Source organism: Deinococcus budaensis (assembly GCF_014201885.1).
Taxonomy (GTDB): Bacteria; Deinococcota; Deinococci; order Deinococcales; family Deinococcaceae; genus Deinococcus; species Deinococcus budaensis.
The window spans coordinates 10,001-30,331 of sequence record NZ_JACHFN010000009.1; the positions used below are offsets into that span (position 1 = coordinate 10,001).

Consider the following 20,331-nt stretch of genomic DNA (forward strand, 5'->3'; position numbering starts at 1 on the left):
CCCATCAACCCCACCATGCACGTGCTGGTCGGCGACGGCAGTGAGGTCCGCAAGGGCCAGAAGGTCGTCGGGGCCATTGACGTGGACGAGCAGATCACGGCGGAAGCCGACGGCGTCATCACGCTGCACGCGCCCGCCAGCATCATCGTGAGCAAGGCCAAGGTCTACGCCTACTCGGACGAGCCGCTGGTCGTGATCGGCGACCGCGTGGAGCCGGGCGACGAGCTGGCCGACTCGGGCAACCTGAGAAGCGAGATCTCGGGCCGCATCGAGATCGACCTCGTGCGCAAGCAGGTCCGCGTGATCGAGTCCTACGACTTCGAGGCCAAGATGGGCGCCGAGGCGGTCAAGGAACTGCTCGACGACATGGACCTCGACGTGCTGGAAGCCGAACTCGGCGAGACCATGAAGGACAACAGCCGCCACAAGCGCGCCAAGGCCCGCAAGCGGCTGGAAGTCACCCGCGCCTTCAAGCGCAGCGGCAACCACCCCTCCTGGATGATTATGGAGACGGTGCCGGTGATGCCGCCCGACCTGCGCCCGATGGTGCAGGTGGACGGCGGGCGCTTTGCCACCTCCGACCTCAACGACCTGTACCGCCGATTGATCAACCGCAACAACCGCCTCAAGAAGCTGATCGGTCAGGGCGCGCCCGACATGATCATCCGCAACGAGAAGCGGATGCTGCAAGAAGCCGTCGACGCCCTGATCGACAACGGGCGGCGCGGCTCCCCGGTCACCAACCCCGGCTCCGACCGCTCGCTGCGCTCGCTGACCGACCTGCTGGGCGGCAAGCAGGGCCGCTTCCGGCAGAACCTGCTGGGCAAGCGCGTGGATTACTCGGGCCGAAGCGTGATCGTGGTCGGCCCGCAGCTCAAGCTGCACCAGTGCGGCGTGCCCAAGCGCATGGCGCTGGAACTCTTCAAGCCCTTCTTGTTCAAGGTGCTGGAAGAAAAGGGCGAGGTCACCAACATCAAGCAGGCCCGCAAGATGCTGGAGCGCTACCGCGACACCCGCGACTCCGTGTGGGACGCCCTGGAAGAGGTCATCGAGGACAAGGTCGTGCTGCTCAACCGCGCCCCGACCCTGCACCGACTGGGCATCCAGGCGTTCGAGCCGGTGCTGGTCGAGGGGCAGTCCATCCAGCTGCACCCGCTGGTCTGTGAGGCCTTCAACGCCGACTTCGACGGCGACCAGATGGCGATTCACGTCCCGCTGAGCGCGCAGGCGCAGGCCGAGGCCCGCATCCAGATGCTGGCGTCGCACAACCTGCTCTCGCCCGCCAACGGTGAGCCGAACGTCAAGCCCAGCCGCGACATCATCCTCGGCATCTTTACGCTGACCCAGCTGCGGCGCGACAACCTCGGTGCCGGAACCGAATTCGGCAGCGAGCAGGACGCGCTGGCGGCGCTGGCCGAAGGCCGCGTGGCGCTGAACACGCCGATCACCGTGAACGGCACGGAAACCAGCCCCGGGCGCCTGAAGTACGTCTTTTCCAGCCCCGACGAGGCGATCATGGCCGTCGAGCGCGGCGAGATCGACCACCAGGACTATGTGCGCATCCGCCTGAACGGCACCCTGCACGACACCTCCGCCGGGCGCGTGATGTTCCGCCGCCTGGTGCAGGAAGCGCTGGGCACCCAGGCCCACCTGGTGGATACCCTGGTCAACCTGGAGACGGCCTACGAGAAAGACCATCTCAAGGACATGATCATGGCCTGCTTCAAGCACCTGGGCATCGAGGCGACGGCCGGGCTGCTCGATGCGCTCAAGGACAGCGGCTTCAAGCTCTCGACCACCTCGGGCATCACCATCGGCATCGACGACATCGTGCTGCCGCCCAACAAGCCCGAGCTGCTGGCCGAGGCCGACGGCAAGCTGGCCGAAATCGAGCAGAACTATGAGTTCGGCTTCATGACCGAAGAAGAGCGCTACAAGCAGGTCGTGCAGCTGTGGAACGACACCACCGACGCCGTGAAGAATGCGGTGTTCGAGAACTTCTCGCAGAACTACCCCTTCAACCCGCTGTGGATCATGTCGCAGTCCGGTGCCCGTGGGAACCCGCAGCAGATCCGCCAGCTCGCGGGGATGCGCGGCCTGATGGCCCGCCCCGACGGCTCGACCATCGAGGTGCCCATCAAGGCGTCCTTCCGCGAGGGCCTGACGGTGCTGGAGTACTTCATCTCCACCCACGGCGCGCGCAAGGGTGGCGCGGACACGGCGCTCCGCACCGCCGACTCGGGCTACCTGACCCGCAAGCTGGTGGACGTGGCCCACGAGGTCGTCGTGCGCGACGTGGACTGCGGCACCACCGACTACACGGTCATGCCGCTGGGCGCGACCGACGAGCGCACTGGCGAGTGGCGCAGCCGCAAGGGCAGCGAGATCGAGACCTCGATCTACGGCCGCACCCTGACCGCCGACGTGGAGCTGTCGGATGGCCGCACCCTGGCCGCCGACACCATGCTCGGCCTGGAGGACGTGAAGGCGATCACCCGGGACGCCAAGGCCATCGGCGAGGTGTTCGTCCGCACGCCGTTGAACTGCCGCGTGAAGGCGGGCGTCTGCCAGAAGTGCTACGGCTACGACCTCTCGCAGGCCAAGCCCGTCTCGATGGGTGAGGCGGTCGGCGTGGTGGCGGCCGAGTCCATCGGGGAACCCGGCACGCAGCTCACGATGCGCACCTTCCACACCGGCGGTGTGGCGGGCGGCGGCGACATCACCATGGGTCTGCCGCGCGTGATCGAGCTGTTCGAGGCCCGCAAGCCCAAGACCCAGGCCGTGGTCGCCGACCGTGACGGCGTGGTCCGCATCGAGGAGGAGGAGGAGCGTTACCTCGTCCGCATCGAGGCCGAAGACGAGCAGTACTCCTCCAAGACCGCGACCAAGATCGGCAAGGCGCTGCGCATGATCGTGCGCGACGGCGACCACGTGGAAGCCGGGCAGCCGCTCACGCGCGGGGCCGTCAACCCTCACGACCTGCTGCTGTACAAGGACACCGACGCGGCGCAGCGTTACCTGGTCGAAGAGGTGCAGCGCGTGTACCGCTCGCAGGGCGTGAAGGTCCACGACAAGCACATCGAGGTCATCGTGCGGCAGATGCTGCGCTACGTGGAGATCACCGACGGCGGCGACACCGACTTGTTGGAAGGCCAGACGGTCGAGCGCTGGGAGGTCGACCAGGCCAACGAGGCGCTCGCGGACGGCCAGACGCCCTCCTCGTGGAAGCCGGTGCTGCTGGGCATCACCAAGAGCAGCCTGACCACCAAGAGCTGGCTCTCGGCGGCGAGCTTCCAGCACACGACGCACGTGCTCACCGAAGCCTCCATGCGCGGTCAGGTGGACGACCTGATCGGCCTGAAGGAAAACGTGATTCTCGGCAAACTGATTCCCGCCGGAACGGGGCTGACCTCCGTGCGCGAGATGCAGGTCGCCGACGACCGCACGCTGGAGAAGTACGGCGAGGGCAGCACCAGCCCCGACTCGGTGACGGGCACCCAGCGCTACGACGACACCCGGCCCGGCAGCACGCCGACCGACACGGTGACATACACCAACTGACCGCTCTCCGCCTTCTTCCCGACCCTCACCCCTCGCCGGGTGGGGGTCTTTTCGGTTGGGGAGAGACGCGGCCCGCTGCGGTATGCTCAGCGTCCTCCGCGCCCTCCTGATAGAGCGTGGCGTAGTGCTCGCCCAGGCTCACCAGAAAGCGCATCTCCTCACGGGTGGTGATGCCGCTGAGGGTCGCCTCGAAACTCAGCAGCAGCGCCCCGTAGGCGAGGCTCCCCGCCCCCAGCAGGGCGAGCAGCACCGGCAGGGGACCGCCCGACCAACCGCCCAGCTCGCCTGCCCCGATCAGGATGCTGGTCCCCACCAGCAGGGCCACCGCCACGTAAAAGGCCCGCAGCGCCCGCTGGAGGTAACGGGTGCGGCGGGTCAGGCGCGGGAGCTGCTCGACGATCATGCGTTTCTCCTCGCGGGCGAGGGGTTCGCGCTGGCCCTCCTCGCCCACCAGGACCTTGAAGCGGGCGGTCAGGACCCGCACCCGGTCGGTGCTGCGGCCCAGGCGGTTGCTGGTGCTCAGCAGCAGGGTGCCCGCGCCCGAGATCAGCACGGCGGGCGTGATCATGGCCGTGAGGACGCTGAGGGTGGGGTCGGCCATGGCAACAGGGTAGGCCGTGGGGGAACGGGTCGGGCCAGCGCGAGCCGCCTCGGCCCGTCGCCCTCAAGCACGGCGCGGGTGAGGAGGCGAAGCCTGGGGACGGACGACGGGGGGGCCGCTCAACCGTGCCTCCCTCCCACCCGGCCCTCCCCCGACCCGCTAGACTTTCCTGATGCAGCTTCTCCTCGACCTTCATCCCGACGAGTACCCGCTGGAGGGCTTCCGGCGGCGGCAACTGCTGGAGTGGGTCTTTGTCCAGGGGGTGGGGACCTTCGGGGCCATGACCACCTTGCCCGCCGAGGTGCGCGCCGACCTCGCCGCCCGCTATACCCTCAACCCCTTCCGGGAGATCGAGACGGTTCGCAGTGCGGACGGGTCGGTGAAGTACCTCTTTACCCTGCAAGACGGGCGCCAGATGGAAGCGGTCTATATGCCGTACCTCGACCGCAAGACGATCTGCGTGTCCACGATGGTGGGCTGCCCGGCCCGCTGCGCCTTTTGCGCGACCGGGGCGATGGGCTTCGGGCGCAACCTGACCCCCGGCGAGATCGTGGGGCAGGTGCTGGCGGTGGCGGGGGGCGAGGGGATCAGCCCACGCGAGATTCGCAATTTGGTCTTTATGGGCATGGGCGAGGCGATGCTGAATTACGCGCCCACCATGGCGGCCGCGCGCCTGCTGCTGCACCCGCAGGCGCTGGGCATGAGCAAGCGCCGGGTCACCCTCTCGACGGTGGGGATCGCCAAGGGCATCCGGCAGCTGGCGGCGGAAGACGATCTGGGCATCAAGCTGGCGATCAGCCTGCACGCCCCCGACGAGGAAACGCGGCAGAGGATCATCCCGACGGGTGCGGCGAACTCCATCGAGGAGATCATGGCCGCTGCCCGCGACTATCAGGCGGTGACCGGGCGCCGGGTGACCCTGGAATACACCCTGCTGCGCGGCGTGAACGACCATCTCTGGCAGGCCGAGCTGTTGGCCGAGCGCCTGCGCGGGCTGGTGAGCCACGTCAACCTGATTCCGATGAATCCTTGGGACGGCTCGGGCTTCGAGTCGAGCACTGAGGAGCAGATTCAGGCCTTTTACGACACGCTGGAAGCGCGCGGGGTGGACGTGAGCGTGCGGCGCTCGCGCGGGAAGGACGCGGGCGCGGCCTGCGGACAGCTCGCCCTCAAACGGCCCGGAGCGGTCAGCGGCGTCCCGGCCTGACCCCGCCCGCCTGACCGCTGCCGGCGGCCTCACCCAGGTCTCCCCTGCCAGGGAGGCTTTTTTCTGGTCGTCCAGCTCCCTCGCTGGCCGCCCGGGGATGAGCCGGGTGAGGAAAAGTAAATCCATCCGCGTCACCCCGGCCGCTGCCGCGTGAGAGAATTACGGCGCCCAGCGCACCCACAACCGCGTAAGGGTTGAGAAAGAGCCTGCCGCCTACCCTTTTCACGTTCCCCCTCAGGAGGCCCCTGGTGACTCAACGTAACCTCAAGGTGCTGCTCGGCCTGTTGCTGGCCGCGGCGCCCGCCGCCTCGGCACAGACGCTGGTCGACACGTCCGCAGCGATCTCGATTCAGAACACGCTGGCCCAGCCGGGCACGGGCATCCCGGCCCGGCCCCCGCGCCTCACCCCGCCCGCCGCCCCGGAGGCGGCCCCAGCCTCCGCCGCCCCCGCTGCCGCCCCGGCGTCCGCGACTCCGGCGGCCAGCCTGCCCCCGGTCACGCCGCTGACCCCCGCGCAGCAGGGCGCGCTGCGGCAGGCCCAGGAGGCGCTGGGGGCCGGCAACCTTTCGCAGGCCCGCGCCCTGTTCGAGGGACTGGTCGCCCAGAACTACGCGCAGCCGGAACCGCACTTCGGGCTGGGGCTGACGCTGCTCGCGCAGGGGAACCTGCGGGGGGCGGCCTTCGAGTTCTCGCAGCTCGCCGCGCTGGCCCCCACCCGCTTCGAGGCGCCCTACAACCTGGGCGTGATTGCCGGGCGCGAGGGCCAGTACGCCGATGCGCTGAAGCTGTACGGTCAGGCAGCGGCGCTGGCGCGGGGACAGGCGGGACCCGCCACCGAGCGGCAGATTCTGGAGGCCCTGGCCGCCGAGCAGACCCGCGCGCGCGACTTTGCGGGCCTCAGCGCCACGCTGACCCAGGTCGTGGCGCTCGACCCAGGCGACCCGGACGCCGCCTTCCGGCTGGCGCAGGCCCAGGTGCTGGCGGGGCAGGGCGTCTCGGCGCTGCCGGGCGTGTACGCGGTGCTTCAGCGTCAGCCTGCCCGGGTAGACGCCGCGCTGCTGCTGGCCGACATCTACCTGGGCCAGCGGCTCCCCGACCGGGCGGTGCGTGAACTCGACGCCGCCGCCGGGCGGGTGAAGACCGGGGCCGACCGGGCCACGCTGCTGCTGCGGAAAGCGGACGTGCTGGCCGCGTCGGGCGACGCGCGTGCGGCGGTCCTGGCGGCCCAGAGCGCGGCGCAGCAAGACCCCCGCAACGCCGCCGCCTTCGCGCGGCTGGGCGAGTTGCGCGTGCTGCGGGGCGACCACCCCGGCGCGCTGAACGCCTACGGGCAGGCGGCGCGGCTCGCGCCCCGCGACGCGGGCTACCGGACCGCGCTGGCCGCCGTGCGCCTCACGCTGGGGCAGACGGCGCAGGCGGGCCGGGACGCCGCGCAGGCCCTGCGCCTGACGCCCGACCCCGCGACCCTGGCCCGCGCGCAGTTCGTGCAGGGGGTGGCGGCCTACCGCCAGGGCCAGTACCCGCAGGCCCGCGCCGCCCTGCGTTCCAGCGCGGCGGCCCGCCCCAGCGCCGAGACCTACCTGTGGCTGGGCCTGAGCGCCTACGCGATGAAGGACTACGCGGGCGCCGCCGGGGCGCTGGGCACCAGCGTCAAGCTCGACCCCACCCCCACCGCGCGCCAGAACCTCGCCTCGGCGCTGCTGGCCGCTGCCCGCTACCCCGAAGCCGAGGCCGTGCTGCGCGGGCTGGTCGGCGAGAATGCCAAAAACGGGGAAGCCTGGTACCTGCTGGGCCTGACCCAGCGCGCCCAGTCGCGTGAGGGAGAAGCCCGTCAGGCGCTGAAGACCGCCTCCAACCTGGGCCACAGCCGGGCCAAGGCGGCGTTGAAATGAGCCGCGCCCAGCCGCGTGCCCCCCGCTGGCCCGACCTATTGATCGGCCTGCTGGTGCTGCTGCTGCTGGCAGGCTTCGCGGCGCTCCTGCTGAGCCAGCGCCCCGATCCGGTGGCCCAGACGCCGCCCGTCACCGAGGCGCCCCCCACTGTCGTGATTCCCAGCGCGCCCGGCACCGACCTCGGCTCTGGGGAGGACCCTGCCGTGGCGCCTGCCCCGGCGCCCGAGAGCACCTCCTCGCCCGAGGCGGCCCAGGCCCCTGACCCCGAGACCGCGAGGCCCCCGGCCCAGACCCCGGATCCCGGGGCAGCGGCGCCCCAGTCCCCGACCGCAGAAGCTCCGGCGGCGCAAGCCCCAGAAGCGCGGACCCCAGCGGCGCAGGCCCCGGCAAGTCAGCCCCCGGCAGCCGAGCCGCCCAGGGCAGCGGCCCCGACCACGCAGGCTCCGGCCGCCACGCCCCAGGCCGAGACGCCGTCCCCGGCCCCCAGCACCCCGGCGCGGCCGAGTGCGGCCCCGGACGCGGCGGCCGTGGTGGCGGCCGACCCGATCCCGGCGGCGCCCCCCCCTCCGCCCGCCCCAGCGGTCACGCTGCCCCGGCCCCCGGCGGCGCCCCCCGGCGCGGCCCCGAACACGGCGGCGCCGGACCAGACCGCCCGCCCCGCCGCCCCGCCCCGCTCCGGTGGGGCCGTCGCCACCAGCGAGCAGCGCACGCCGCTGCGCAGCGACTACCGCATCAGCCTGGGCACCTTCGGCGGCGAGAGCGGGGCGCAGCAGGCCGCGCAGGGAGTGCGTTCGCTGGGCTACACCGTGTACACCATCGACCTGGGCGAGCAGGTCGTGGCGCAGATCGGCCCCTTTGCCGACGAGGCCACGGCCCGCCGGGCGCTGGCCGACATCCAGGGGGCCTACCCGCGCGCCGTGCTGTACCCGCCGCGTGGCCGCAACCTGACGGGCGGCGGCGTGAGCGAGAGCGCCGGCGCGGCCCCCCCAGCCGCCACCACCCCGCCGCCGCAAGCCGCGCCCGCCGAACCCGAAGCGCCCCCCGCCGCCGACCCTCCCGCCAGCACTCCCGAGCCGGAGGCGGCGACCGAGCGTGCCCCGGCCCCCAGCGGCCCGGTTTACCTGCAAGTCGGCGCCTTCGACCGCACGGAAAGCGCCCAGCGGCTGGTCGGCCTGCTGCGCGAGCAGGGGTACGCGCCCACCGTCAACGCCCCCGAGGGCCGCAAGGTGACCGTGTTGATCGGCCCCTTCACGGGAGACGCCCTGACGCGGGCCGAGGACAACCTCGACGCGGGCGGCTTCGACCACTTCCGGGTCCGGTGAGCGGCGATGACCGGCATTCCGACCGCCACCATCAGCCGTCTGGTGACCTACCTGCGCATTCTGGAGGGCCTGGAAGCGCAGGAGGTCAGCCGCACCAGCAGCAGCGACCTCGCCGAGCGGGCCGGGGTCACCGCCTTTCAGGTGCGCAAGGACCTCGCCTACTTCGGGCGTTTCGGCACGCGCGGCATGGGTTACACCGTGCCCATTCTCAAACGCGAACTGATGCGGGTGCTGGGCCTGAACCAGACCTGGAACGTCGTGATCGTGGGCGTGGGCAGGCTGGGACAGGCCATCGCCAACTATCCCGGCGCCAGCGACTACCAGTTTCAGTACGTGGGCCTGTTCGACGTCAGTCCCGAGCTGGTCGGCACCCAGGTGCGCGGCCTGCCGGTGCGGCACGTCGAGGACCTGCGCAACTTTACCCGCACCACCCGGGTGGACATGGGCTTTTTGGCCGTGCCCCCGGAACGCGCCCAGGACGCCGCGCAGAGCCTCGCCGACGCGGGCGTGCGCGGCATTCTCAACTTCGCTCCGACGGTGATCCAGCCGCGCACGCTGGAGAGAAGCGGGCAGCAAGAAATCAGTGATGAATGGCGTGCTGTGATAGTCGAGAACGTCGACTTTCTGGCCGGGATGAAACGGCTCGCCTTTTACATCCTGAACCCGCACCTGAACGCCGTTCCGGAGGAGACTGAATGAAGAGACTCGGACTGGTTGTGCTGCCCCTGCTGCTCGCCGCCTGCGGCGGGACGGGCGGCCCCCTTACCGCGCAGGTCGGGATGACGGCCAATCTGGTGGGCGCCGGCATCACCAGCAACCTGACGGTCAAGAGGGATGCCGCTACAGGTCAGGTGACGGGCCTGAGCATTCGCCAGACCTCCACCTCACCCACCCTGCGGGTCGTGGTGGCGCCTGCCAGCCTAGGGATCACGGTCAGCGAGATCGAGGTGACGGTGGTCGATGCCGCCGGAATCATCTACAGCAATGTCGTCAAGCAGTCTTTCGCCGAGCGTGTGCCCAGCGGCTACGCCTGCAAGGCGACCCCCGAGGCCACGCAACCCGCCCTGCCCGTGACGGATCAATGTGCGCCCGCACTGAAGACGCCGTATGCCCAAACCGTGGACGTGGCGAGCCTGCCCGTGATCGACGCCACGACCACCCAGCAGGTCGCCGACGATTTCGCGCGGCGCTACACCGATGCCACGTCCTGCCCGGACCTGTCGCTCCGGGTGCGGCTGTTCGGCTTCGACGACCTCAACCGCCCGATCGAGCCGCTGGTGATTCCCAGGGCGGCCGTCAGCGAGACATGCAACACGGTTCAGGAGTGAAGTCCATGCCCCACGCTGCCCTTCGGACACTCGCCCTGACCTTGCCCCTGCTGCTGGCCGCCTGTAGCAGTGTGCCGACGCCCACTGACACGGCGGGGGGTGGGCGCGACAGCAGGCCGCAGGTCAGCACCACGCTGCCCAAAGACGCCTTGCTCGCTCCCGACGTGGAAGTCAAGCTCAAGGTTTCCGACGACGACCGGGTCACCCGCGTTCAGTGGAGCCTGGACGAGGGCACCGCCAGGCTCCGGAGCGGAGAGTTTGGCGAGGGCCAGATCAAGAGCGACCTGACGCTTTCCCTGGGTGGCCTCGCGGGGGGGGCACATACCCTCAAGGTCACCGTGACGGACAGCGCCGGGCAGACGACCACCCAGACCTACGCCTTTACGGTGGACGCCGTGGTGCCCGGATTTACCGCCCTGACCCTCAATGGCACGGCAGTGGCCGAGGGAGGCACGGCCGACTTGGCGGTCGGTGCCGCGGCCACCCTGGCCGTCACCGCTGCGGACGACCTCAGTGGGGCCACGGTGTATGTCCTGCGGGGCACCGAGGTGCTCGCGCAGGGAAGCGGCAGCGTCACGACCGATCTAGCGGCGAGCGCAGCGGGCAACGTGGAGTACAAGGTGGTGGCGGTGGACGCTGTCGGAAATACGGCCGTCCGCACCTTCACGGTGAACTACCGGGCCACCACCTCCGGGAAAACCCCGGCCCCCACCCCGGTCCTGACCATCAACACGGCGAACACCCCTCCCTACAGCGGCAGCCTGAGCGTGACGGTGGCAGGCAACTACGACGCGACCAGCACTGTGGACCGCATCATCTTGGAAGTCACGGACGCGAATGGCAACGTCGACAACACGACCTACGTCTCCAACGCTCCCACCGCGACTTTCAGCGTGGACACCTCCAAATATGTCGACGGCAACCTGACGCTGCGGGCCATCGCCCTCACCAAAGAGGGCCTGCGCGGTGAGACGGTGACCCGGACCGTCCAGATTCGCAACGTCTCGGCTCCGACGCTGACCATTCTCAGCCCAGACACCAATGCGACGCTGACAGGACCGGCCACGGTGCGGGTACAGCTGCGCCAGGGCAACACCCCCTTCACGCTGCAACCGCTCGACAGTGCTGGCAGCGACGTGCGCCTCAGCGTCCGCGACTTCCGGGGGCAGATCGTCAAGACGGTACTCGGCAAGGCCCAGAAGGTCAGCGACGGCGTCTACGAGGCTTACTTGCCGCTGGACCTGATCGGCCCCGACTTTTCCAGCAACGCCTACACGCTGGAAGTCAGCGCGGCGGCGACCCTGTCGGACGGTTCTGCCCGCACGCTCGGCAGCGCCGTGCAGATCAGCACCCAGGTCAGCGACAACAAGCCGCCTGCCCTGAGCGTCCTGATGCCCGCCTATATCGTGGATCCCTATACCAACGCCAACGTGCGCGGCATCCTGTCGCGCAACTCGGCGATGATGCTGCAAGCCAGCGACGACAACGGCGTGAGCAGCCTGCGGGTCGATTTCGTGTGCGACGACGCCACCAAGCTGGCGGGGCAGGAGTGCCCGCGCGCGCCGTACAGCTATAACGTCCCCGTCGGCGAGGCGGGCATCTTCTTCCGCGTGTTCGAGATCGGTGCGCTGCTCGACGCCCAGCCTTACGTGCAAAACGGCAACTACACCCTGCGCGTGACGGCCTACGACGGCAGGAACGCCAACATTCAGGAGTTCCCGGTGCGGGTATCGCGGGCCGCGGTGGACAGCGACATCGCCAACCTGGCGAGTCAATCCACCGTGGACAATGTCATCTATGACTCTCGTCCCGGTGAGCTGAACATCGTGTCGGCCCGCTGGATCGTTCCTGGAACAACAGCCAATCCGGTGCGTGTGGCCACCCTGGCCTACGACAACACCCTGAACGTCCTAATTCCTTCCCGGCAGCGAATTGATCCGGTGCTTCCGGCAGGAACCAGCATTCAGGTGACCCAGGGATTCAGCGAGCCGGGCAGCTACCGCATCGACTACATCGTGGAAGATCTGGTCACCGGTGTCACGCGCTACTACCAGGGCGGGATCATCGTCGTGAAGAAGAACGCGAGCTGATCTGCCGGGGCAACTGCTCACCTGGCCCTGACAAGAGCAAAGGCCGCCTCCAAATGGGGCGGCCTCTCCTTGGCTACCGGTTCATCGCGGTGCTCCGTTACGCCCTGGGGAGGAGAGCATCCCCCTCCCCTCCACTCCGACCGCTCCCATCGCGGTTTCTCGCTCCGCTGGGCCGGATCAGTTACGGGCGACTTCCACGACTGATCCGGCCACCGCTGTCAGAACTTGATCGAATACTCCGCGAACCCGTCTTCCCGCGTGCGCAGCAGCGCCGCACCGGCGGGCAGGTTCTTCTGCGCGTTGGGGCTGCTCACGTACAGCAGGGTCGCGCCGGGGATGGGCGTGAGCTTCCAGTTGCCGTCGGCGGTGGGGTTCACCGTCTTCTGCTCGTTGAAGTACTTGACCAGCGCTTCACGGGTCTCGTCGGGGGCCTGGAGGACGATGTTCTTGCCGTCCAGGCCGGGGAAGGAGCCGCCGCCCGAGGCGCGGTAGTTGTTGGTGGCGATCACGAACTGCCCCGCGGGGTCGATGGGCTTGCCCTGGTACTGGAGGTTCTTGATGCGGCGGGCGTCCGCGTTGACCAGCTTGCCGGAGCGGTCGTAGCGCGAGGGCTGGCTCACGTCGATCTCGTAGGTCACGCCGTCCAGCACGTCGAAGTTGTAGGTGGGGAAGCTCTCGTCGACGAGGGCCTGCGGCTCGGTCTTGCTGGGGTCGATGCGGTTGAACTGCCCCGCGCTGCGCTCCAGCCACTCCTGCACCTGCGCCCCCGTGACGAGCACGGCCTGCACGGTGTTGGGGTAGACGTAGAGGTCCGCGACGTTCTTGATGGCGAGCGTCCCGGCCGGAATGTCGGTGTAGTAGCTGGCTCCCGCGCGGCCCCCGGCCTTGAAGGGCGCGGCGGCGGACAGGACGGGCAGGTCCTTGTACTGGCCCCCGGCGAGCGCGGCCTTGACGTAGGCGGCCTGCGCGTTCGAGACGAGCTGCACGCTGGGATCATCCTGCACCAGCGCCCAGTAGGAGGTCACCGGGGCCGTCAGGTCGGCCACCTTGCCGCGCACGTAGGCGAGGGTGCCCTCGTGGGCCTTTTTCACGGCGGCGGCGATCACGGGGTCCGGCTCGACGAGGTTCTTCTTGGCCGCCTTGTCCCAGATCGGGCGGATGCTGCCCTGGGCGTCCGCAATCGTCCATTTCTGGGTGGCGCGGTTGTAGTTGAGCTTCAGGTCGGCCATTCCGAGGTTGTTGCCCCAGAAGCCGGGCATCAGCACGACCTTGCCGTTGATGGTGCCCTTTTTCAGGTCCACGCCTGCCACGTCCTTGTACGCCGTGCCGGGGAACTCCAGGTGGCTGTGCCCGGTGAGCACCACGTCAATGCCCTCCACGCCGGTCAGGGCCGCACCCGCCTGCTCGCCGCCGGGGGTGTAGGCGCCCTGGTTGATGCCGGTGTGCGCGAGCGCGACCACGATGTCGGCGCCCTGGGCCTTCATCTGCGGGATGAACTTGCGGGCGGCCTCCACGATGTCCAGGGCCTGCACCTTGCCCTCGAGGTGCGCCCTATCCCAGTTCAGGATCTGGGGCGGGGTAAAGCCAATCACGCCGACGTTCAGGACGTAGGGGCGGCCGTCGGTGGAGTACACGATCTTGCGCTGCACGACGAAGGGCGTGTACTTGTTGGTCCCGTCCGTGTTCAGCACGTTGGCGTTTACATAGGGCATCGGGGCCGAGGCCAGCACGCGGTCGAGGTAGTCGAGGCCGTAGTTGAACTCGTGGTTCCCCAGGGTCGCGCCGTCGTAGCGCAAGGTGCGCATCGCCTGGTGCATGGGGTGCATCTGGCCGTCTTTCAGGGGCTGCACGCGGGCCGCGAAGTCGCCCAGCGGGTTGCCCTGAATCAGGTCGCCATTGTCAAAGAGCAGCGTGTTGCGCTTCTCCTCGCGGGCCTGCTTGATCAGAGTGGCGGTGTACTCCAGCCCGAACTCGCCGGTGGGCTTGTCCTGGTAGTAGTCGTAGCCGCGCGCGGCAGTGTGGAGGTCGGTCGTTTCGAGGATCCGCAGTTCGACGGTCTGGGCGCCCGCCGCACCGAGCAGCAGGGCGGCAGTCAGGGCAAATTTAGTTCTCACGCCCTCCAGAATAGGGCGAAAGGTCAAGACCATGTGAAGGGGCCAGCGCCCCCGGTCCAAGATCGCGGGCCGCCCCCAGTCCGAGCAGGCCCAGGGTCAGATCGAACTCGGCCAGCACGTTCCCCACGACCTCGCGCACGCCCGCCTCCCCCGCGATGGCGAGGCCGTACACGTAGGGCCGCCCCAGCAGCACCGCCCGTGCCCCCAGCGCGAGGGCCTTTGCCACGTCCGACCCGGTGCGGACGCCGCTGTCGAGGAGCACCGGGAGGCCCCCCGCCGCCGCGACCACGCCGGGCAGGGCGTCCAGGGCCGCGACCTCACCGTCAATCTGCCGCCCGCCGTGGTTGGACACGATCAGGCCGTCCACCCCGCGCCGAACGGCCTCCCGCGCGTCGTCGGGGTGGAGGATGCCCTTGAGGAGGATGGGCAGCCGGGTCCACTCGCGTAGACGGCTCACGTCGTCCCACGACAGGTCGGGGCGGGTGTAGGTCGCGGTGAAGCGGGCGGCGGCCGAGCGCATCTGCCCGGCGCTGAGGCCGAAGGCACGGCCCTTCGCGGCGAGGTCGGCCCCAGTGCGGATCAGGGCGGGCGTGCGCGGGGGCTGCACGTCGGGGGCCGGAAGTGGCGTGCTCAGCCGCGAGCGGAACACCGGATCACTGAGGTACTGCGCCAGGCCGCGCCCCCGCAGAAAGGGCAGGCTGCCGAGGTCCAGATCGCGGGGCCGCCAGCCCAGCAGCGTCGTGTCCAGCGTGAGGACGATGGCCGCCGTCCCACACGCCTCCGCGCGGCGCACGAAGGAGCGCGTCACCTCGTCGTCGGTGCCCCAGTAGAGCTGGAAGAGTCGGGGAGAGTCGCCCATCGCCTTCGCGCACGTCTCCATCGGCACCGACGCCTGCGAAGAGAAGATGAAGGGCACGCGCTCGGCGGCGGCGGCGCGGGCCACGGCGAGGTCCGCCTGCGGGTGCGCGGCCTCCAGTACGCCGATGGGGGCGAGCAGCAGGGGGGAGGGCAGGGAGAGGCCCAGCAACTCCACCCCGAGGTCGCGTTCGCGGGTTCCGCTGAGGCGGCGGGGCATCAGGCGCACGCGCTCGAAGGCGGCGAGGTTGGCCCGCATCGTGCGCTCGGCCCCGGCCCCCCCCGCGACGTAAGCGAAGTCGGCGGGACTCATCTTGACCTTGGCCGCCGCCTGAAGGCGTTCGGGAATCACGGGGACGGCGGGGCGCTCGCCGCCGAGGCCCCGGACATAGATGCGCGTCTGCCGGGTGCGCCCCGGTCCTGGTCCGATGTCGGTCATGGTCTGCCTCCCGCTGTGGTGTGCCGGAAAGCATAGCCCGTGTGAAGGAAACAGCAGAGGTGGAGACGCACGGACTGCCTATGCTGGGCCGGAACCCCGTTTTTCATCCCAGGAGTACCCATGTCCCCGAAACAGCAAACTGCCCGCCGCCCCGACCCCTCCCCCGCGACCTCCGTGCAGACGATGGGCCTCGCGGCTGTGCTGACCATGCTCGGCGCGGTTGTCGTGGCCCGCTCACGCGTCCGCCCCAGCGAGGAGCAGTTGCTGGACGCGGCCCGGCGTGTGCTGACCGCCGTTCTGCCTGCAGAGCGTCTCTTCTCTGTGCAGTTCTGGAGTGGGGAGGAATTGCCCGCCAGCCTACCGGAGCCGACGGCCCGCCTGATCCTGAACTCGCCCGAATCGCTGGGGCGGATGCTGAACCTCCCGCTAGATGTGGCGCTGGGCGAGTCTTATCTGCGCGGCGACTTCGACATCGAGGGCGATTTCGGGGCCATCGTGGGGCTGGCAGACACGCTGAATCCACAGTTCACGCCCGCGCAGGTGGCCGGGCTGCTGCGCGATGTGGCCCTGCTGCGCCGGGGGGTGGGGGCGAGGCCGCCCAAGCCGCTCGCCCAATTGCACGGGGAGGCGCACAGCCGCGAGCGGGATAAACAAGCGGTGCAGGCCCACTACGACGTATCCAACGACTTCTACAAGCTGTGGCTGGACGAGCGGATGGTCTATTCCTGCGCCTACTTCCCCACGGGCATGGAGACGCTGGACGAGGGACAGGAGGCCAAGCTGGAGCTGATCTGCCGCAAGCTGAGACTGAAAGAAGGCGAGCGGCTGCTAGATATCGGCTGCGGGTGGGGCGGGCTGGCGATCTACGCGGCGCAGCGGTACGGCGTCTCGGTGCTGGGGGTGACCCTCTCCGAAGCGCAGTTGTACGAGGGGCGGGCGCGGGTGAAGGCCGCCGGGCTGGAGCACCTCGTCACGCTGGAGCTGCACGACTACCGGGACGTGACGGGCGAATTCGACAAGATTTCCAGCGTCGGCATGGCCGAGCACGTGGGCCGCCGCAACATGGCCGAGTACTTCGCCACCGCCTACCGGGTGCTGAAGCCGGGCGGACTCATGATGAACCACGCCATTGCAGACGGTCTGGGGCAGGCGCGGGTGCCGATGGTGATCCAGTCGGGCAATTTCGCCCGGCGCTACGTGTTTCCCGATGGCGAGCTGCTGCCGATCTGGGAGACGCTGAAATATGCCGACGCCGCTCTCTTTGAGGTGCGCGACGTGGAAAACCTGCGCGAGCACTACGCCCGCACGACCGCACACTGGGCGCGGCGGCTGGAGGCGCGGGAGGACGAGGCCCTGGCTGCGCTGGGGGAGGAACGTTACCGGCTGTGGCGCATCTACCTCAACGCCTGCGGGTACTACTTCGCCCACGGCCACCTCAGCATCTTCCAGACGCTGCTCGCCAAGCCGGATGAGCGGCGGCATGTGCCGATTCCGCCGAGCCGGGGGGATATTTACGCGGATGGGCGGATATAGCTACAGCGCCGCCACCAGCCGGGCGAACAGGGCAGGCATCGGCGGCACGCTGCCCCCATTCACCCACCCGAAGCGGCGGTCGCGCAGGGTAGCCCCCTCTCCCACCCCCATGCCGTCGGGAAAACGGGGGCGGAGGTCTGTGGGGGCCTGGAGCTTGCGGGCACCGGGCAGCACCGCGAGCGCCCGCTCCACCTCCCGCGCGTGGCCGAAGTGGAAGAGATGGACCTCGCCGCCGTCCTGCCAGGCGAAGCGGGCGGTCAGTTGGCCCAGCGCGTCCAGCGAGGTGGGAGCCGTCACGCAGCGGGCGACCAAGCCGGGCCGCAGGCGCAGCGTGACCTCCAACGCCTCGCCCAGTGCCCCGAAACTCCCCACGAAGGGGCGGGTCAGGTCGTAGCCCTGCACGTTCTTGACGGTACGCCCACCTGCCCGCACCACCCGGCCCGATGGAGCACGGAAGGTTACCCCCAGCACGTCGGAGGCAAAGGGGAAGGTCTGTCCAAAGCCCCCGCGTGACACCAGCCCGCCCACGCCGCCGGGCAACTCGACGCGTGGAAAGGGAGGAAAGAGGCCGGGAGGCAGCGCCGCGTAGACCTCCAGCAGCGCGGTGTCGCCGCTCACCGTGACCGTCTGGTCGTTGGGCGAGAGGTCAAGGATGGGCATGGGCTTCCACGTCCTCGTCGGGGAGAATCTTGCCGGGGTTGAGACGGCCTGCCGGGTCCAGTGCCCGCTTCACATCCCACAGGGCCGCCAGCGTCACCGGGTCCACCGCCTCGCGCATGAAGGGCCGTTTCATGGTGCCGATGCCGTGCTCGCCGCTCAGCACGCCGCCGTGCCGGATGGCGACGAGGGCGATGCGGTGGGCGAGGTCGTGCACCGCCTCCGAGGACTCGCGGCGCGGGTCGAAGAGGATGTTAGGGTGCAGGTTCCCGTCCCCGATGTGCCCGAACTGCACGACGGGCAGCCCGGAGGCGTCCCCCAGCGCCCGGATCTCGCGCACGACCTCCGGCAGGGCCGAGCGGGGCACCACGATGTCCTCGTTCATGCGCTGCGGGCGAATACGGCCCAGCGCGGGGCTGACGCTGCGGCGGGCCTGCCACAGGGCGGCGGCCTCGGCGTCGGTGGCGGCGCGGCGCACGGTCCCCCCGGCCTCCCGGCAGGCGGCCTCCACCAGTGCCCGCTCCTCCTCCACCGTCTCCAGGTCGTCGCCGTCGGTGTCTACCAGGAGCACGGCCCCGGCGTCACGCGGCAGCCCCAGGGCGAGGTAATCCTCCACCGCATTCGTGCAGGCCGCGTCCATGAATTCCAGCTTGGCGGGCACGGCTCCGGTGGCGATGGCCCGACTCACGGCCTCAGCGCACTCGCCCACCTCCGCGAAGCTCGCCAGCAGGGTGCGGGTGTACTTTGGCGGCGGGGTGAGGCGTAGGGTGGCCTCAGTAATCAATCCCAGCGTGCCCTCCGAGCCGATCAGCAGCCCGGCGAGGTCGTAGGCGTCGCGGGTGAGTTCATACACGTCGCCGTCCGCGTCCACGAACTGCAAGCCCTTCACATAGTCGCCCGTCACCCCGTACTTGAAGCACAGCGGCCCGCCCGCGTTCTCACCGAGGTTGCCGCCGATGGTACTCGTGCGGAAGCTGGCGGGGTCGGGAGGGTAGATCAGGCCGTGGGGCCGCGCGGCCTCGGTCACGCTCAGCGTCACCACGCCCGCCTGCGCCCGTGCCTCGCGCCGCTGGGGAAAGACCTCCAGGCGGGTCATGCGGGTGAAGGACAGGACGAGGCCCGGCAACGCGGGAGCCGCCCCTCCGGACAGGCCGCTCGCCGCCCCGCGCCCCACGACCGGAACGCCCGCCGCCCGCGCCGCCCGCACCGCCGTCACCACATCCGCCGTGTTCTCAGGCAGCACGACGGCCAGCGGCGTCGCCCCGAACTGAATCGCGTCGTAGCGATAGTTCCGGCGCTCGGAGGGGTTGGAGAGGACTTTCCGGGGGCCGAGGCTGCGGGTCAGCTCGGCGGCCAGCGGATTGTCCGGCGTCCCCTTGGAGCGCGGTTTGGGAGCGCCGGAGCCAGGGGTGAGGGCGGTTTTGCGGGGCGAGAAGCTCACAGCTCCCCCCGATAAGCCAGGTCCAGCACTTCCACCGTGTGCAGCACGGGCACCCGGCTCCCCTGCCGCCGGGTGTGACTCCCAATCTGCGTGTGGCAGCCGATATTCCCGCTGGCGATCAGGTCGGGCGTGGTGGACAGGATGTTCCGCGCCTTGCGGACGCCGAGTTCGTTCGCCAATTCCGGCTGCTCCAGGTTATACGTCCCTGCCGAGCCGCAGCACAGGTCGCCTTCGGGCACCTCCACGACCGTCACGCCGGGAATGGCCCGCAGCAGCTCGCGGGGCGCGGCGCGGACGCCCTGCGCATGGGCGAGGTGGCAGGCGTCGTGGTAGGCCACCGAGAGGGGTCGGGACGTGGGGAGGAACGGCTCCAGCTCCCCGGCGTGCAACAGCCCCGCCAGAAATTCGGAAATGTCCTGTACCTTCGCCGCGAAAGCCCGCGCCTGCTCCTCGTCCGGGAGGCCGTGCAGCACCACCGGGTACTCCTTGAGGCCCGCCCCACACCCCGCCGCGTTGGAAAGGATGGCGTCGTACTGCTCGGGGTCGAAGGCGGCGAGGTTCTGACGGACCAGCCGCAACGCCTCCTCCCGCGCCCCGGTGTGCAGGGCAGCGGCCCCGCAGCAGCCCTGGCCTTCGGGGAGGACGACCTCTATCCCGTTGCGGGCCAGCACGCGCAGGGTCGCGGCGTTGAAGTTGGGGGTCAGCGCCTGCTGAGCACATCCGGCGAGAAAGGCCACCCGGCCCCGCCGCCTGCCCCTGGCCAGGGTGACGGGCGGCTGAGGCTGCATCGCGGGCACCCGTTCCGGCAGGAGGTCCAGTGGGGCACGCAGGGCGGTGGGCAGCAGTGGCGCGAGGGGCTTGGCGTACTGACCGACCCTCGCGGCGACGCTGAACACCTTCGGCGCCGGGAGAATCTTCAAGATGCCTGCCCTCTTCGCCCGGTCGAGCGGTGAACGCTCCCGCTGGGCTTCGCTCCAGCCGCGAAAGCTGGTGATGAGTTCCCCGTAGGGCACTCCGCTGGGGCAGGCGGTCACGCAGGCCTGGCACCCCAGGCAGCGGTCGAGGTGAGGGGCGGCGTCCGCGAGGGGCAGAGCGCCTTCCAGCACCTCCTTCATCAGCACGATGCGCCCGCGCGGGGAATCCATCTCGTCGCCCAGCAGCGCGTAGGTCGGGCAGGCGGGCAGGCAGAAGCCGCAGTGCACGCAGGCGTCGACCGCGTGCGCCATCACCTCGCCCTGCGGCCCCAGGGCGGGGACGGGGATGTCGTGGTTCACGGGCTGGCCCTCATGGG

At 69.9% G+C, this 20,331-nt stretch carries 14 protein-coding genes (1 of these 14 running past the window's edge); 8 read left to right on the forward strand and 6 right to left on the reverse strand.

The window, feature by feature from the left end:
• Positions 1–3,561: the 3' portion of a DNA-directed RNA polymerase subunit beta' gene (gene rpoC, locus HNQ09_RS12210; RefSeq protein ID WP_184029666.1), read on the forward strand. The gene continues 1,086 nt to the left of window position 1, outside the view; the window shows 3,561 of its 4,647 coding nt (coding positions 1,087–4,647); its start codon lies off the left edge, out of view; the stop codon is at positions 3,559–3,561.
• Positions 3,562–3,586: 25 nt separating this feature from the next.
• Here rpoC and HNQ09_RS12215 read toward each other — a convergent pair whose 3' ends face one another.
• Positions 3,587–4,162: a DUF2721 domain-containing protein gene (locus HNQ09_RS12215; protein ID WP_184029668.1), complete on the reverse strand. Its 576-nt coding sequence runs from the start codon at positions 4,160–4,162 to the stop codon at positions 3,587–3,589.
• Positions 4,163–4,334: 172 nt separating this feature from the next.
• Here HNQ09_RS12215 and rlmN point away from each other — a divergent pair, with 172 nt between their 5' ends.
• The 6 genes from rlmN to HNQ09_RS12245 all read left to right on the forward strand — a co-directional run bounded on the left by rlmN (position 4,335) and on the right by HNQ09_RS12245 (position 12,001).
• Positions 4,335–5,369, forward strand: coding sequence for a dual-specificity RNA methyltransferase RlmN (gene rlmN, locus HNQ09_RS12220; protein WP_184029670.1), 1,035 nt, complete (start codon positions 4,335–4,337; stop codon positions 5,367–5,369).
• Between the two features lie 248 nt (positions 5,370–5,617).
• Positions 5,618–7,261 carry a tetratricopeptide repeat protein gene (locus HNQ09_RS12225; protein WP_184029673.1) on the forward strand — a complete coding sequence of 548 codons (1,644 nt, stop codon included), beginning with the start codon at positions 5,618–5,620 and terminating at the stop codon, positions 7,259–7,261.
• Complete coding sequence (locus HNQ09_RS12230; protein ID WP_184029675.1) at positions 7,258–8,583, forward strand: SPOR domain-containing protein; 1,326 nt, start codon at positions 7,258–7,260, stop codon at positions 8,581–8,583. Before HNQ09_RS12225 ends, HNQ09_RS12230 begins: the two co-directional genes overlap by 4 nt.
• Positions 8,584–8,589: 6 nt before the next feature.
• The gene (locus tag HNQ09_RS12235) at positions 8,590–9,282 is read left to right on the forward strand and encodes a redox-sensing transcriptional repressor Rex (protein ID WP_184029678.1); all 693 of its coding nucleotides are present in this window, start codon (positions 8,590–8,592) and stop codon (positions 9,280–9,282) included.
• Positions 9,279–9,911 carry a hypothetical protein gene (locus HNQ09_RS12240; protein WP_184029681.1) on the forward strand — a complete coding sequence of 211 codons (633 nt, stop codon included), beginning with the start codon at positions 9,279–9,281 and terminating at the stop codon, positions 9,909–9,911. The genes HNQ09_RS12235 and HNQ09_RS12240 overlap by 4 nt, the downstream gene beginning before the upstream one ends.
• Positions 9,912–9,916: 5 nt before the next feature.
• Positions 9,917–12,001 (forward strand): hypothetical protein, encoded by a 2,085-nt coding sequence (locus tag HNQ09_RS12245; RefSeq protein ID WP_184029684.1) that lies wholly within the window; start codon positions 9,917–9,919, stop codon positions 11,999–12,001.
• Between the two features lie 218 nt (positions 12,002–12,219).
• Here HNQ09_RS12245 and cpdB read toward each other — a convergent pair whose 3' ends face one another.
• Together cpdB and HNQ09_RS12255 are read right to left on the reverse strand one after the other, a co-directional pair.
• Positions 12,220–14,148 carry a 2',3'-cyclic-nucleotide 2'-phosphodiesterase gene (cpdB, locus tag HNQ09_RS12250; RefSeq protein WP_184029687.1) on the reverse strand — a complete coding sequence of 643 codons (1,929 nt, stop codon included), beginning with the start codon at positions 14,146–14,148 and terminating at the stop codon, positions 12,220–12,222.
• Positions 14,105–15,409 carry an alpha-hydroxy-acid oxidizing protein gene (locus HNQ09_RS12255; protein ID WP_184029690.1) on the reverse strand — a complete coding sequence of 435 codons (1,305 nt, stop codon included), beginning with the start codon at positions 15,407–15,409 and terminating at the stop codon, positions 14,105–14,107. Before HNQ09_RS12255 ends, cpdB begins: the two co-directional genes overlap by 44 nt.
• Before the next feature lie 120 nt (positions 15,410–15,529).
• Here HNQ09_RS12255 and HNQ09_RS12260 point away from each other — a divergent pair, with 120 nt between their 5' ends.
• A complete protein-coding gene (locus HNQ09_RS12260) occupies positions 15,530–16,942 on the forward strand; it encodes an SAM-dependent methyltransferase (RefSeq protein WP_246363333.1) in 1,413 nt (470 codons plus the stop codon).
• Here the strand turns inward: HNQ09_RS12260 and HNQ09_RS12265 are convergent, their stop codons facing one another.
• From HNQ09_RS12265 to glcF, 3 genes are read right to left on the reverse strand one after another with little or no spacing between them, the layout of a single operon-like run.
• Positions 16,943–17,602: a DUF5639 domain-containing protein gene (locus HNQ09_RS12265; protein ID WP_184029692.1), complete on the reverse strand. Its 660-nt coding sequence runs from the start codon at positions 17,600–17,602 to the stop codon at positions 16,943–16,945.
• Positions 17,589–19,040, reverse strand: coding sequence for an FAD-linked oxidase C-terminal domain-containing protein (locus tag HNQ09_RS12270; protein ID WP_184029694.1), 1,452 nt, complete (start codon positions 19,038–19,040; stop codon positions 17,589–17,591). Before HNQ09_RS12270 ends, HNQ09_RS12265 begins: the two co-directional genes overlap by 14 nt.
• Positions 19,037–20,314, reverse strand: coding sequence for a glycolate oxidase subunit GlcF (gene glcF / locus HNQ09_RS12275; RefSeq protein WP_343057777.1), 1,278 nt, complete (start codon positions 20,312–20,314; stop codon positions 19,037–19,039). Before glcF ends, HNQ09_RS12270 begins: the two co-directional genes overlap by 4 nt.
• Positions 20,315–20,331 lie beyond the last annotated feature (17 nt).

Coding starts and splice junctions, on each gene's coding strand:
- HNQ09_RS12215 (WP_184029668.1), bottom strand. CDS start 4,162: ATGGCCGACCCCACCCTCAGCGTCCTCACGGCCATGATCACGCCCGCC.
- rlmN (WP_184029670.1), top strand. CDS start 4,335: ATGCAGCTTCTCCTCGACCTTCATCCCGACGAGTACCCGCTGGAGGGC.
- HNQ09_RS12230 (WP_184029675.1), top strand. CDS start 7,258: ATGAGCCGCGCCCAGCCGCGTGCCCCCCGCTGGCCCGACCTATTGATC.
- HNQ09_RS12235 (WP_184029678.1), top strand. CDS start 8,590: ATGACCGGCATTCCGACCGCCACCATCAGCCGTCTGGTGACCTACCTG.
- HNQ09_RS12240 (WP_184029681.1), top strand. CDS start 9,279: ATGAAGAGACTCGGACTGGTTGTGCTGCCCCTGCTGCTCGCCGCCTGC.
- HNQ09_RS12245 (WP_184029684.1), top strand. CDS start 9,917: ATGCCCCACGCTGCCCTTCGGACACTCGCCCTGACCTTGCCCCTGCTG.
- cpdB (WP_184029687.1), bottom strand. CDS start 14,148: ATGGTCTTGACCTTTCGCCCTATTCTGGAGGGCGTGAGAACTAAATTT.
- HNQ09_RS12255 (WP_184029690.1), bottom strand. CDS start 15,409: ATGACCGACATCGGACCAGGACCGGGGCGCACCCGGCAGACGCGCATC.
- HNQ09_RS12260 (WP_246363333.1), top strand. CDS start 15,530: ATGTCCCCGAAACAGCAAACTGCCCGCCGCCCCGACCCCTCCCCCGCG.
- HNQ09_RS12265 (WP_184029692.1), bottom strand. CDS start 17,602: ATGCCCATCCTTGACCTCTCGCCCAACGACCAGACGGTCACGGTGAGC.